We start from the raw sequence: 13567 nt of genomic DNA on the forward strand, positions 1-13567 counted from the left end.
ATGAGCCGTCACGAGGACCACGACGCGATCAAGAACACCGTCTACGACCTGGTCGTCAAGTCCGCCCGCGTCGCATCCGGCGAGGCCCCGATCGACATCGGGATCTCCCGGGGGGTCGTGCGTCGCCTGGCACCCGATCTCGCGGGCCGAGCAGCACTGAACGCCGGCGGCAACCTGGTGACCCCTGGTTTCGTCGACACTCACCTGCACCTCGACAAGTCCCGGCTGATGGCTCGCTACCGCCACTTCGACGGCACGCTCGCCTCGGCCATCACCGAGACGGCAGAACTGAAGAAGGGCTTCACCGAAGACGACGTCCACCAGCGGGCCGCGCAGACGCTTCGCGACTGCGTCCTCCACGGCACCACCCGCGTCCGCACTCAGGTCGAGGTCGACGACGTCGTCGCGTTGACGTCCTTCCGTGCCATCAACGCAGTCGCCGAAGAATGGCGCGACTACGTCGACGTCGAGGTCTGTGTTTTCGCTCAAGAGGGCCTCACCCGGTCGGAGGAGACCAAGGCGCTCATCGAGGCCGCTCTGGAACAGGGGGCCCCCGTCCTCGGTGGCGCGCCGTACGCCGACGTGGACCCGCTCGGCCAGCTCGACTGGATCTTCGAGCGGGCGCGGCACTTCGGCGTCCCCATCGACCTCCATCTCGACCTCGCCGAGACCGCCGACGGCATGCTCCTCGAGGAGGTCTGCCGGCGCACCGTCCAGCACGGGATGCAGGGCAGGGTGACGGTGGGGCATGTCACCCAGCTCAGTTTCGTGACGCCGCAACGCTTCGCCGAACTGACGGCGCTGGCCGTCGACGCCGACCTCGCCTTCACCGTGCTGCCGGCCACCGACCTGTTCCTCATGGGCAGGGCACTCGGTCACGCCAAGCCCCGCGGAGTGCTCGACGTGAAATCCCTCATCGGCAACGGCTTGCGATGCTCGGTGGCCACCAACAACGTCCTGAACGCCTTCACTCCCTACGGGGATGGGTCGCTGATCCGGATGGCCAACCTCTACGCCAACATCACCCACCTGGCAGGGGAGGGCCTCGAACAGGCCTTCTCACTGGTGACCGGTGGCGCGGCCCGGGTGGTCGACCCCGGCAGCGCGGCAAGCCTGGTCGAAGGAGCGCCGGCAGACCTGATCTGTCTGCCGGCCGACAGCGCGGCCAATGCGGTCGCCACCATCGCCGAGCCCTTGTGGGGCCTCAAGCGCGGGCGGCTCACCTTCACCAGACTCCGCCCCGTACTCCAGACCCCACCCAACTTCGACACGTCCCGGCGGGACATCGGGAGGCCGGATCCGGTGCGAGCCGCTCCCGGCTGAGCGCACGGCTCGTCACCGCACTGACACCCAGGTCATCGGCTGAGCTCCGAGACGGGATCGAACAGCAAGAGAGGCAACGTTGATATCCAGCATCCCCAATCCTCCCCAGGACGGTCTGGTGCAGGCGTTCTGGAGTTACGAACACGCACTCATGGACAACGATCTGGCCGGCTTGGCTCGGCTCTTCGCTCCGGGCAGCGCAACGCTTCGAGGCGATGCGGCAGGATTGCTGGTCGGTCACCACGAGATCAGCTCGTTCCGAGCCGCGCGTGGCGGTGCCGCACGCCGCTCCATCGTCGGGATCCACGTACGGCCGATCGACGAAAGCCATGCGATGGTCGTGGCCGTCACGGAGTTCGAAGCCGGGGGACGGGGCCAGCAGACTCAATTGTGGCAACGCATCGACGGAGCGTGGCGGGTGACCGTCGCCCACGTCCATCAGCCGGCGCCGGCCCTTGACACGAGGATCTGGCGCATCGTCGGCAATCCGTTGGTCGCTCGCGCGGACGGAAGCGAAGACGGGCCGCTGGCCGGTGAGTCGGTGGCGATCAAGGACATCTTCGAAGTCCGCGGTTTCCCCGTCGGGGCGGGCAACCCCACCAGGCTCGCCCAGGCCTCGCCGGCGCGGGTCAACGCTCCGGCCGTGCAGCGGCTCCTCGACGCCGGCGCCTCTCTCAAGGGGATCGCCCAGACCGACGAGTTCGCGTACTCCATCGCGGGCGACAACCACCACTACGGCACCCCGCCCAACCCCCGGGCGCCGCGTCGACACCCGGGAGGCTCGACGAGCGGGCCCGCGAGTGCGGTCAGCCTGGGACACGCGACCGTGGGTCTCGGGTCGGACACCGCCGGCTCCATCCGGGTCCCGGCCTCCTACCAAGGGCTCTACGGCCTTCGCACGACGCACGGCGCCGTCCCGGTCGAGGGCATGATGCCGCTGGCACCCGCCTTCGACACCGTCGGGTGGCTGGCCCGCGACACCGAGACCCTGGCCCGCATCGGCAGCGTGCTGCTGCCACCACGCCAGACCGGGAGTCAGACGCGGGAGCAGGCGACGGGAGAGACGGCCTACGTCGCCGCCACCGCGCTCATCGATCAGGCGGAGCCCAGCGTCGCCGCCGCGGTCCTGGCGGTCCTGCCGAGCCGCGCTCGGATGGACGACGAATGGCGGCCACCACTCGACGTCTGGAGCGAGGCCTTCCGCACTCTCCAGGCGTTCCAGGCATGGCAGTCGCACGGCGACTGGATCCAGGGGCGAGAAGAGCATCTCGGCGCCGACGTACGCGACCGGTTCGCCTACGCAAGGACCGTCACTTCCGAGGAAGCCCTCGCGGCGGCCGAGGTGGTCTCCTCGGCGCGGACCGAGATCCGAGAGACCCTCGCCGGCCGGGTGCTGATTCTGCCGACGACCCCCACCGTGGCTCCGCTCAGGCATGCCGAGATCCAGTCTGTGCGGCAAGCAACGCTCCAGCTCACCTGCCTCGCGTCGATAGCGGGCGCTCCCGCTTTGAGCATTCCTCTGAGAACCAGCGAGGGGTTGCCGTGCGGCCTGTGTCTGGTCGCTTCTCCCGGCCGCGACCACGATCTCTTGCGCCTGGCCCAATCGGTCGACTTCGCCACCGCTGCCGTCGGAGCGACGTCGGGTCAGTTGCGGGAAGGTGCCGGGCGGTGACCGGGGAGCCGATGCCGGCGCTGCAGCCCGGCACGGGGCCGATCCGGGCGGCGGCATACCTGCCGAGCACGCTCGACCACGTCCTGTGGGGCCGGCTGCCGTGCGCCACCGACAGCCCTGTGCTCACGGTCGACAGTGGCTCCAGCGTCACGTTCGACACGATCAGCCACGAGGGCATCCTCGAGGACCAGGGGCGCGACCCGAAGGCGTTCTTCAGTGCGTACGGCGTCGCCGAGGTGCTCGAAGACGCGATTTCGCTCGCGGCCAGTGGCCCCGCGGGAGAGCCCGACCACACGTTCGGCGTCGACGGGCCGCACGTGGTGTCGCGGCCGGTTGCTGTCAGCGGCGCGCTGCCCGGCGACCTGCTGGCGATCACGGTCGAGGACACCCTGCCCCGCGTGCCCTACGGCGTGGTCAGCAACCGCCACGCGAAGGGCGCGCTCCCCGGCACCTACCCGCTCGGCGACCAGCAGGTGCACAGCGTCTTCACCCCCGTCGTCGACGGGAAAGGGGTCATCGGGCCGGCCCGCTTCGACCTCGCCCCCTTCCTCGGGATCATGGGCGTCGCAGTGGCCGGCAACCAACGACCCCACAGCGTCCCCCCGGGGTCACACGGCGGCAACCTCGACATCCGGATGCTCACCACCGGCGCCACCCTCTACCTCCCGGTGCAGGTCGACGAGGCCCTCGCCTACGTGGGCGACCCCCACTTCGCCCAGGGCGACGGCGAGGTCAGCCTCACCGCGCTCGAGGCCAGCCTGCGCGCCACCGTGCGTTTCGACGTGATCCCCCGCGAGAGCGCCGTACGGGACTTCGGCGACCTCGTGGCCCCGATCGCGGAGACAGCGGAGTTCCTCATCCCCACCGGCCTGGACGAGGACCTCGACGTCGCGATGCAGAACGCCGTCCGGGCCGCGATCGCCCTGCTCGGCATTCGCTACGGCATGGACGCACCGAACGCGTACGCCTACCTGTCGGCCGCCACCGATTTCCGCATCTCCCAGGTCGTCGACGTCGTCAAGGGCGTTCACGCCACCATCCGGAAGGCGGACTTCCTCGGCGGGTGAGGGGCCATCGCGGTGGAGTACAGGTGTCGTGGCCGTCAGCACAATCCGGCTTCGGAGTGCTTCCCCAACGCAAGTCGCCCCGCGAGGACCGCATCCCCAGCGCGCAGGTCCGAAATGGACGGACACCAGGCTGCCGCAACGGGACGTGACCCCGCCCACTCCACCCCGGGACTTTTCCGCCCCCTCCCACCGTTACACACACTGCGGAAGCCGGAGGAACCCGGTGACCGCCACGAGCAGGAAGGGGTGAGAACCGATGGCGAAGAGCGTTTTGCGCCCGGTGATCAAGCTGCGTTCCACCGCCGGCACGGGGTACACGTATGTGGTGACCAAGAACCGCCGTAACGACCCGGATCGGATGGTGCTGCGCAAGTACGACCCGGTCGTCCGCGAGCACGTGGACTTCCGCGAAGAGCGCTGACACCGAGCAGGACCGAGGGCTGAGGGTGGTCGTCACGACCACCCTCAGCCCTTTTTCGTTGTCAGCGCCGGAAGAACGGTCAGCCGCAGTGCCCGAGCGGGGCGTCGAACTTCGCGGTGCCGACCGAGCCGCCCCAGGTCACGCACTTGCCGGCGGCCGAGGCCGTGACCGGGCCGGCGAACCAGGAGAACGAGCCGGAGTCCGTCTGCTTCGTGCTGCCCTGCACCTGCAGGTACGCGGTGGTCTGCGACGGCGTGCCCGCGGCGGCGTTCTTCATCGTGCTCACGCAGTTCTTGCCGGTGGCCGCGTTGTAGGACAGGTACACCGTGCCCGCGGTGCCGAGCGAGCCCTGGTCGATCACGCCGTAACCCGAGCCGCACGCCGGGGCGCCCAGGTTCGCGTCGGTGAACTTCGCCCAGCGGATCGCCGCGCTGGAGTTGCCCTGCGGGCCGCCCTCGAAGAGCACGCCGGCCGAGCCGGTGCCGAGCGAGACGAGGTCGGAGTACGCCGCGTCCTGGCTCCACACCAGGAACCCGTCGGTGTCACCCTGCCAGCTGCCGCCCTCGTCGAACGAGGAACGGATGCGCAGCGCGTGCCGGTGGTCGCACACCGAGGGGCCCGCGAAGATCAGCCGCGTGTAGGCGCCGCCCGTGTCCGTCGCGCTCATCGCGAGCGTGGAGCCCTGCACGTCGGGCGTCTTCGCCAGGCCCGGCTCGGTCACGAACTTCTGGCTGAACGTCTGGCCGCCGTCGGAGCTGATCGCGTACGCGCGTTCGACGGTGGAGCACATCGTGCCCGCGTTGTTGCGCGCCGAGGCGTAGATCTTGCCGTCGGGCAGCTCGGTGAGGCTGATCTCCTGCGGGTTGAGGGTGCTGTTGTTCGTGCTCGCGTCGTGGGCGCCGAGGTGCCACGTCGAACCGCGGTCGTCGCTGTAGACGATGGCGTCGGTGTCGGGCGCGGAGCCGTTGACCTGGTAGCTCATGCCGGCGACCAGGCGGCCCTTGTGCGCACCGCGGGTGAGCACCGAAGCGTGCGACGGCCCGGTCGCCAGCCAGCCCGGCGGCGCCGAGAAGCCGAGCTGCGTGGTCAGGACCTGGGGCGCGGCCCACGTGGAGCCGTTGTCCTTGCTGATGCTCACGCGCGGTGTCCGGCCGCACGAGGCGTGCGGGGCGATGCACTGCATCACCGAGAGCAGCACGACGCGGCCGTCGGGCTCGTCCGCGGTCGGCGGCACGACGACGGGTGTCGGGTTGCCCTTCGTGTCGCCGAAGCCCTGGATCACGATCTGCAGCGGCCCCCACGTGGAGCTGCCCTTGGCCTGGCGCTTCATGACCAGGTCGATGTCACCCGCGTCGGCGCAGCTGTTCTTGCGCCCCTCGGCGAACGCAAGCAGGTCGCCGTTGTTGGCCTTGACGATGGCGGGGATGCGGAAGCACGAGTAACCGCCGGTGCCGGCCTGGTACACCACCGTGCTGGCCGCGTCGGCCGATGCCGCGGGGGTCGTGCCCGGCACCACGGCCGCCGCGGCGAACGCCGTCGCCCCGGCCAACGCCGTGAGCAGTCCTCGTGCGACACGTCTCAGATTCACTGTCGGTCTCCGTCCTGGGGGCCGTCCCCGCGATCGCGGGGCGGCTGCCGAAAGTGCTCCCAGGCTCCGGCGCGGTCGTACACACGGCGTACAACCGCACGCACAATCGCTTTTGTACCAAGGAGAACTGTTTGCCCGGCGGTGACCTGGCCGTGATCGTCCCACGTCCTACCTGCGGGACCGGTGTCCTGTCCGCAGGGCGCTCTCGCGGACCCGTGCTGTAGCGGGCGCTACGCTCAAGAGGAGACGTGCCCGCAACCGGTGAACGAGGGAGGAACCGGTGAGCGAACCCGGTGCCCCCGTCGGTGTCCGGTTCGAGCTGCTGGGACCGCTGCGCGCCTGGCGCGGTGGCCACGAGCTCGCCATCGGCTCGCCGGCGCAGAACCTGCTGCTGGCGGTGCTGCTCGCGCGCGCCGGCCAGCCGACCGGGGTCGACGAGCTCGTGGGCCTGCTGTGGGACGACCAGCCGCCGGCCAGCGCCGTGAACGTGATCCAGCGCTACGTCGGCGCGCTCCGCCGGCTCGTCGAGCCCGACCTGCCCGCGCGTTCGCCCGGCCACTGGCTCGTGCGCCACCCCGGTGGTTACGGACTGCAGGTCGACGCCGCGTCCTCCGACCTCGTCGAGTTCCGCACCCGCGTGCAGCGGGCGCGCCGCGCGGAGCACGCCGACGACGCGCTCGCCGAGTTCAACGCCGCTCTCGCGCTGTGGCGCGGCCCGTGCGCGGCGGGGCTGATGATGCCCGGGCGTGCCCGCGCGCTGCTGGCCGGCATCGACCAGGAGGGCCTGGCCACGGTCGTCGAGGCCGCCGACGTCGCGCACGCGGCCGGGCGCCCGTTGCAGCCGCTGCTGCTGCACCTGGAGCGGGCCGTGAAAGCCGATCCCTTCAACGAGACCGTGCACGCGCGGCTCATGCTCGCGCTCGACTCGGTCGGCCGCCGGGCCGCCGCGCTCGAGGTGTACCGCGAGATCCGCAAGCGGCTGGTCGACGAGCTCGGCGTCGAGCCCGGCGTGGAACTCACCCGCATGCAGCACGACGTGCTGGCACAGCAGGCCGAAGACGTGCCCGAGATCCGCGCGCCACAGGCCCGGCCCGTGGTGCGCCCCGCGCAGCTGCCGCCGGACCTGCCGACGTTCACCGGCCGCCGCGACCAGCTGACCCGGCTCGCCGGGTTGTTCGACGGCGCCGCCGAGCGCCGGCGCGTCACCGTCGCGGTGATCGACGGCCTGGCCGGCACCGGCAAGACCTCGCTGGCCATCCACCTCGCGCACCAGGTCGCGCACCGCTTCCCCGACGGGCAGCTGTATGTCAACATGCGCGGCTTCGACCCCACAGGCGCCACCGTGGACCCGGCCGACGCGCTGCGCGGGTTCCTCGACGTGCTCGGCATCGAGGCCACTCAGGCGCCCTCCGGTCTCGACGCGCGCAGCGGCCTCTACCGCAGCCTGCTCGCCGGGCGGCAGATGCTCGTGGTGCTGGACAACGTCCGCGACTCCGAACAGGTCCGCCCGCTGCTGCCCGGCAGCGCGGGCTCGGCCGTGATCGTGACCAGCCGCAACCGCCTCAGCGCCCTGGTCGCCACCGAGGACGCCGACCTGCTGACGCTCGACACGCTCTCGTCGTCGGAAGCCCGCGAGACGCTCGTGCGCCGGCTCGGCGAAGAGAAGGTGTCGGCCGAACCCGAAGCGGTGGAGGAGATCATCGAGCTGTGCGGGCGGCTGCCGCTCGCGCTGGCGATCGTCGCCGCGCGCGCCCGGACGCACCCGCAGTTCTCGCTCGCCGACATCACCGCGAAGCTGCGCGCCACGCAGGGGACGCTGGAGGCGTTCCGCGGTGACAGCGCGGGCGACGTGCGCACGGTGTTCTCCTGGTCCTACCGCGTGCTCGAACCCGGTGCGGCGCGGCTGTTCCGGCTGCTGTCACTGCACCGCGGCGCCGACTTCTCGACCGCCGCGGCCGCGAGCCTCGCCGGCGTGCCGCTGCCGCAGGCGCAGGACCTGCTCGACGAGCTCACGCGCATCCGCTACCTCAGCGAGCACCGCCCGGGCCGCTACCTCGCCCACGACCTCGTGCGCTCGTACGCGATGGAGCTGCGCGAGCAGACCGACCCGGCCGACGAGCAGGCCGACGCCCTCGCGCGGCTGGTGAACCACTACCTGTGCAGCACCCACGGCGCGTACCTCGCGCTGAACCCGCACCAGCTCCCGATCGACCCGCCGGTGCTCGAACCGGGCGTGACCGCCGACCTCGCGCGCGGCTACGGCGAGGCGATGGAGTGGTTCGAGGCCGAGCTGCCCGCGTTGACGCTGCTGATCCGGCAGATCGCCGGGGTGCCGCGGCTGGCCGGGAACGTGTGGAAGCTGGTGCTGAGCCTGCAGCCGTACTACCAGCGCAGCGCGCTCTACCACGATTGGCTCACGCAGGCGGAGCTCGCGTTGCGCGTCGCGGCCGGTACCGGCGACCTGGTGGCGCAGGCCAACGTGCACCGCAGCCTCGCGGGCGCCTACCACTTCGTCGAGCGCTACGACGAAGCGCTCGAGCACCTCAACCGCACCGCCGAACTGTTCGGGCAGCTCGGTCTGGCGGCGGATCAGGCGTACGTGCACAGCAACTTCGGCACGGTGTTCGCCAAGCTGGGCCGGTTCAACGCGGCTCTGGAGCACCACGAGCGCGCGTTCGAGCTCTACCGGGCCAGCGGCAACGTCAAGGGCGAGGCGATCGGGCTCGAGGGCATCGGCCGCTGTCTCAGCGAGATGGGCGGCAACGCCGAGGCCGTGCCGCTGATCCTGCGCGCGATGAAGCTGTACGAGGACATCGGCGACCGCAACGGCGAGGGCAACTGCTGGAGCACCCTGGCCACCGCGTACGGCTCGCTCGGGCACCTCGACCAGGCGATCGACGCGTGGCGCCGCGCCGTGACCTACTACCGCGAGCTCGGGAACCGCTCCGACGAGTCCGACTCCCTCGTGGCGCTCGGCGACGCGCTCAGCGCGGCGGGCGACCCGGAAGGCGCGGAGAAGGCGTGGCGCGAGGCGCTCCACGTGCTCGACACGTTCGGCATGCCCGCGGCGGACGAGGTGCGCCTGCGCCTCGGGGAACCGGATCCCCGGGTGGCGTCGCCCGGTTCGTGACCGGTCAGATCAGGCCTTCGCGGATCGCGTACGCCACGGCGTGGGCCCGGTTGCGCAGCTCGAGCCGGACGGTCATCTTGCTGATGATGTTCTTCACCGTGCGCTCGCTGTAACCCAGTTGGTGGGCCACCTCGCCGGCCGACAGCCCGTCGGCCAGGAACCGCAGGATGTCGGTCTCGCGCCGGTCGAGGCGGTTCTGCCGGGCCGCCGCGTGCGTCAGCCGGCGCACCTGCGTGCTCAGCCGCTCGACCGGGTCCGCCGGGTGCGCGCCAGCCGCGTCGAGCACGGCCTGCGTGACGGCCTCGCTGCGGCTGGTCGTCTTGTCCAGGATCGTGACCACGCGGTGCTGGGCGAGCTCGGTGATCGGCAGGTCGTCGAGCCGGCCGATGACCAGCACGGACGGGATGTCGAGCGTCGCGGCGACGCGTTCGAGGATGTCGCGGGTGCGCGGGGTGAACCGGTCGGTGACCACGAGCGAGACCTCGGCGCCCATGGGGCGCGTGCGGTCGACCACGGCCACTTCGGGCTTGCCGTCGAAGTAGCTTTCGAGGCACGCGCGCGTGAGCGCGTCCGAGACCGAGAGCAGGGTACGCACGGTTCCGGTCCGCAGGGTCTGGTTCATGCTGCCAGCATGCGCGAATGGACTGATCAACTACTCCGGGCGCGTTCAGTCGTCGTTCAGTGGCCGCGCAGCGCACCCCGCGGTGGTGGCCGTTCGGTCACGCGTGCGGGAAAGTCCTCGACTCCCCGGCGGTGATCGAGTTTGATGCGGGCAGGGGGCAGGTGGGTTCTCGAGGGAACCCCGGACGACGAGCTGGTGCGAACAAGATGGACGACGTTTTGGCCGAGGTGGCCGAACTGGGGCTGACCGCGAAGCTGACTCCCGTGGCGGGTGGGATCGCCGCCGTGTGGCGCTGCGATCTGCTGCGCGACGGCGTGGCGCTCTCGGCCGGGCCGGGTTACGGCGCGGGCGAAACCGCGGAACGCGACGCCGTGCTCGATGCGCTGACCCGCCGCTTCGGCGGCGCCGCCTGGCTGCGCCCGGCCGACGTGCGCGCGGTGCCGGCGCCGGAGCTGGCGACGGGCCCGCTGGCCGCGGACGACACCGTGTGCGCGCTGGCCCGCTACACCGACCTGCCCGTCGGCACGCTCGCGTACCGGCGGCTGCAGCCCACCGGCCTCGGTGCGGTCGCCTCCGTGCCGGCCGTGCTCGCGATCACCGACTACGGCCGCGCCGGGCACCTGCTGCTGCGCCACTCCGTGGGCGACGTCGTGGACTACGACGCCCTCGGCACCCGCCCGGCCGCGGCCTCGTGGGGCGCCGCGACGACAAGCGCCGAGGCGACCGTGCGCGCGCTGATCGGCCTGCTCGACCACAACGCCCACGAGTCGATGCTCGCCGGCGCCCGCCCGGCGCTGCTCGACCCGGCCGGCCTGCCCGCGGACCTGGCCGCCCTGCTCGCCTCCGCGTCGCTCGCCGCGGGCGGGCCCGTGCGCGTCGCCGACCTCACGCCCCAGCTCGGCGTGCCCGCCTACCTGGCCGGCGACCGTGCCGCCTGGGGCGCCGGGGTGTCGTTCAGCCGGCGCTGCGCCCTGACCGACGCGCTGACCGGCCTGCTGCGCCGCCGCGCCGCCACCCCCGCCGCCCGCTGCCCGGCCCTGGCCGAGGCCGCGGAGTTCGTGCCGTTCCGCGAGAACAACCTCTCCGGCACCGCGCCTGCGCTGCTGGCCGAGCTCCTGGACAGCCTCGCCGCGCGCGACCTGACGGCCTATCTCCGCGAGCACCACACCGGCCGGGTGTCGGTGGTTCACGTGTTCGTGCCGGGGCTGAGGTGCCGGGAGGGACTCACTTCGGTGTGATCCGGGGCAACCCACTGAACCGCTCGGCGTTTCCGTCCGTGTAAGGAAGAGGAGCACCGGCCGCCGTGCCGGTTTCGGGCGGAAAGGAACCCCGTGTCACTCTTCACGCGCACCGACGACCGCGAGCTGTCCGGAGTGGAGGAACCGGACCCCGCGCCGCCGGAGCGGAGCCGGACGCGGCGCGTGACGGCGGTGGTGCTGACGGTGCTGGCGTGCCTGCTCGTGCTGTTCGCGTTGGTGGCGCCCAACAACCTGGGGGAGCTCTCGCCCGCGGCGTTCGTCCGGATTCCCGTGGAGGCGCTGGTCGTCGCGGCGCTCGCGCTCGTGCTGCCGCCGCGGTGGCGGCGCGTGCTGGCCGGCGTGGTCGGCGCGGTGCTCGGCGTGCTGACGGTGCTGAAACTCGTGGACATGGGGTTCAACGAGGTGCTCTCGCGCCCGTTCGACCCGATCTTCGACTGGAGCTTCGTGAGCGCGGGGCTCGACTTCCTGCGCGGTGAGGTCGGCGGCGCCGGGGCGATCGCCGCCGCGGTGGGCGTGGTGCTGCTGATCCTGGCGGTGGTCGTGTTCACGACGCTCGCCACGATGCGGCTGACGCGCCTGGCCGCCGGGCGGCGCACGGCGTCGACGCGCGTGGTGGCGGTGCTCGGGGTCGTGTGGATCGTCGCGGCGGTGTTCGGGGTGCAGCTCGCGCCCGGCCAGCCCATCGCGTCGCGCAGCGCGGCCGCGCTCGCCTTCGACGACATCCGGCAGGTCGGGACCGACCTGCACGACAAGCAGGATTTCGCCGCGCAGATGGCCGACGACCCCTTCGCCAACACCCCCGGCGACCAGCTGTTGCAGGGGCTGAAGGGCAAGGACGTGCTGCTGACCTTTGTGGAGAGTTACGGCCGCTTCGCGATCGAGGGCTCCGACATCGCGCCGGCCATCGACGCCCAGCTCGACCAGGAGACGAAGAGCCTGCAGGCGGCCGGGTTCGCGGCGAAGAGCGGGTTCCTGGACTCCTCGACCTTCGGCGGCGGCAGCTGGCTCGCGCACTCGACCGTCCAATCGGGAACGTGGGTGGACAACCAGCAGCGCTACAACGACCTCCTGGCGAGCAACCGGCTTTCGCTCACGCGCGCGTTCGGCAAGGCGGGCTGGACGACGGTGCAGGACGTGCCGGCCCACACGATGCCGTGGCCGGAGGGCAAGTACTACGGGTTCCAGCACTACTACGACTTCCACAACGTCGGGTACCAGGGCCCGGGTTACGCGTACGCCACGATGCCCGATCAGTACACGCTTTCCTTCCTGCAGCGCACCGAACTCGCCGCGCAGAACCGCAAACCCGTGATGGCCGAGGTGGACTTCGTGTCCAGCCACGCGCCGTGGTCGCCGCGTCCGTCGCTTGTGGACTGGAACAAGGTCGGCAACGGCTCGATCTTCGACCCGCAGCCGGCGATGGGGGAGGACCCGGAGCAGGTGTGGAAGGACCCGAACGCCATCCGCGCCGCGTACGGCAAGGCGATCCAGTACACCCTCGCGACGCTGACGTCCTACCTGCAGACCTACGGCAACGACAACACGGTGCTGGTGTTCCTGGGCGACCACCAGCCGCCCGTGGTGACGCCGGCCGGCGTGACGCACCAGGTGCCGATCACGATCGTGGCGAAGGACCCGGCGGTGCTGAACCGGGTGTCGTCGTGGAACTGGACCGACGGCATGCGCCCGGCGGCCAACGCGCCCGTGTGGCGCATGGACACCTTCCGGGACCGGTTCCTGACCGCGTTCGCCAAGTAGATCGGCAAAGCGTTCGCCGAGTCGTTCGGCACGTCGTTCGGCAAGGACGAGGCCGGTCGCTGCGCGCCCCGGCGGCATCGGGGAAGCTGTCGGGGTGGACGACGACTCGGCGGAACGGGCGGGCTATCGGCGGTCGGCGGGCTCGCCGCGCGGGGAGGCGCGGCGGCGTGAGCTGCTGGCGCGTGTGACGGACGACCTCGCCGTGAACGGCCTCGTCGACTTCTCCCTCCGGCGCGCGGCGCGGGCGGCGGGCACCACGCACAAGGTGCTGCTCTACCACTTCGCGGGCGCAGAGGACCTGCTTGCCCAGGCCGTGTTCGCGTTGCGCGACCGCCGGATCGCCAACGCGCTCGCAGCCATGGCCGGTGGCGCCGAGCAGCGCACGCTCGCCGGCCGCGTACGCGTGGCGTGGCAGACGCTGCGCGACGAGGAGGCCGGCCTGCGCCGCGTGCTCGACCAGGCCGTCGGGCTCACCATGTACGACCCCGACCGCTACGCCGACCTCGGCCGCGGTTCGACGCGCCAGTACCTGCACCTGCTCGTGTCGTTCTGCCCGGAGCAGTGGCCCGAGCAGCGCAAACGCGAGGTGGCCGAGCTCGTGCTGGCGACGTTGCGCGGGTTCGTCGTGCACCGCCTGACCAGCGACGATCCCGGTGGCGCCGACGCGGGCTTCGCGGCGTTGGAGCGCGCGCTGGAGCGGGAGGAAACCGCGGGGGACTGAGCTGCC

General features: G+C 71.6%; 10 protein-coding genes. 8 read left to right on the forward strand and 2 right to left on the reverse strand.

The window, feature by feature from the left end:
* The 4 genes from ACQPXB_RS17585 (at position 1) to rpmG (ending at position 4483) form a co-directional block, all read left to right on the forward strand.
* Positions 1-1323 (forward strand): amidohydrolase family protein, encoded by a 1323-nt coding sequence (locus tag ACQPXB_RS17585; RefSeq protein WP_432853324.1) that lies wholly within the window; start codon positions 1-3, stop codon positions 1321-1323.
* Positions 1324-1441: 118 nt separating this feature from the next.
* On the forward strand, positions 1442-2995 hold the full coding sequence (locus tag ACQPXB_RS17590) for an amidase (protein ID WP_432853327.1): 1554 nt from the start codon (positions 1442-1444) through the stop codon (positions 2993-2995).
* Complete coding sequence (locus tag ACQPXB_RS17595; RefSeq protein ID WP_432853330.1) at positions 2992-4062, forward strand: acetamidase/formamidase family protein; 1071 nt, start codon at positions 2992-2994, stop codon at positions 4060-4062. The genes ACQPXB_RS17590 and ACQPXB_RS17595 overlap by 4 nt, the downstream gene beginning before the upstream one ends.
* Positions 4063-4318: 256 nt before the next feature.
* Entirely contained in the window at positions 4319-4483 is a 165-nt protein-coding gene (gene rpmG / locus ACQPXB_RS17600) for a 50S ribosomal protein L33 (RefSeq protein ID WP_220239238.1), read from the forward strand.
* 79 nt (positions 4484-4562) lie between these two features.
* On the opposite strand, the gene ACQPXB_RS17605 is transcribed toward rpmG, so the two are convergent.
* Positions 4563-6071, reverse strand: coding sequence for a sialidase family protein (locus ACQPXB_RS17605; RefSeq protein WP_432853334.1), 1509 nt, complete (start codon positions 6069-6071; stop codon positions 4563-4565).
* 280 nt (positions 6072-6351) lie between these two features.
* On the opposite strand from ACQPXB_RS17605, the gene ACQPXB_RS17610 reads away from it, so the two are divergent.
* Complete coding sequence (locus ACQPXB_RS17610) at positions 6352-9201, forward strand: tetratricopeptide repeat protein (RefSeq protein ID WP_432853337.1); 2850 nt, start codon at positions 6352-6354, stop codon at positions 9199-9201.
* 4 nt (positions 9202-9205) lie between these two features.
* Here the strand turns inward: ACQPXB_RS17610 and ACQPXB_RS17615 are convergent, their stop codons facing one another.
* Positions 9206-9823 carry a response regulator transcription factor gene (locus ACQPXB_RS17615; protein WP_432853340.1) on the reverse strand — a complete coding sequence of 206 codons (618 nt, stop codon included), beginning with the start codon at positions 9821-9823 and terminating at the stop codon, positions 9206-9208.
* 206 nt (positions 9824-10029) lie between these two features.
* Here ACQPXB_RS17615 and ACQPXB_RS17620 point away from each other — a divergent pair, with 206 nt between their 5' ends.
* The 3 genes from ACQPXB_RS17620 to ACQPXB_RS17630 all read left to right on the forward strand — a co-directional run bounded on the left by ACQPXB_RS17620 (position 10030) and on the right by ACQPXB_RS17630 (position 13561).
* The gene (locus ACQPXB_RS17620; RefSeq protein ID WP_432853343.1) at positions 10030-11061 is read left to right on the forward strand and encodes a hypothetical protein; all 1032 of its coding nucleotides are present in this window, start codon (positions 10030-10032) and stop codon (positions 11059-11061) included.
* A 93-nt stretch (positions 11062-11154) separates the two neighbouring features.
* Positions 11155-12840, forward strand: coding sequence for a sulfatase-like hydrolase/transferase (locus ACQPXB_RS17625; protein WP_366577983.1), 1686 nt, complete (start codon positions 11155-11157; stop codon positions 12838-12840).
* A 94-nt stretch (positions 12841-12934) separates the two neighbouring features.
* Positions 12935-13561, forward strand: a complete 627-nt coding sequence (locus tag ACQPXB_RS17630) for a TetR/AcrR family transcriptional regulator (RefSeq protein WP_366577985.1) — start codon at positions 12935-12937, stop codon at positions 13559-13561.
* Positions 13562-13567 lie beyond the last annotated feature (6 nt).

The organism is Amycolatopsis sp. CA-161197 (genome assembly GCF_050942255.1).
In the GTDB taxonomy this organism is placed as follows: Bacteria; Actinomycetota; Actinomycetes; order Mycobacteriales; family Pseudonocardiaceae; genus Amycolatopsis.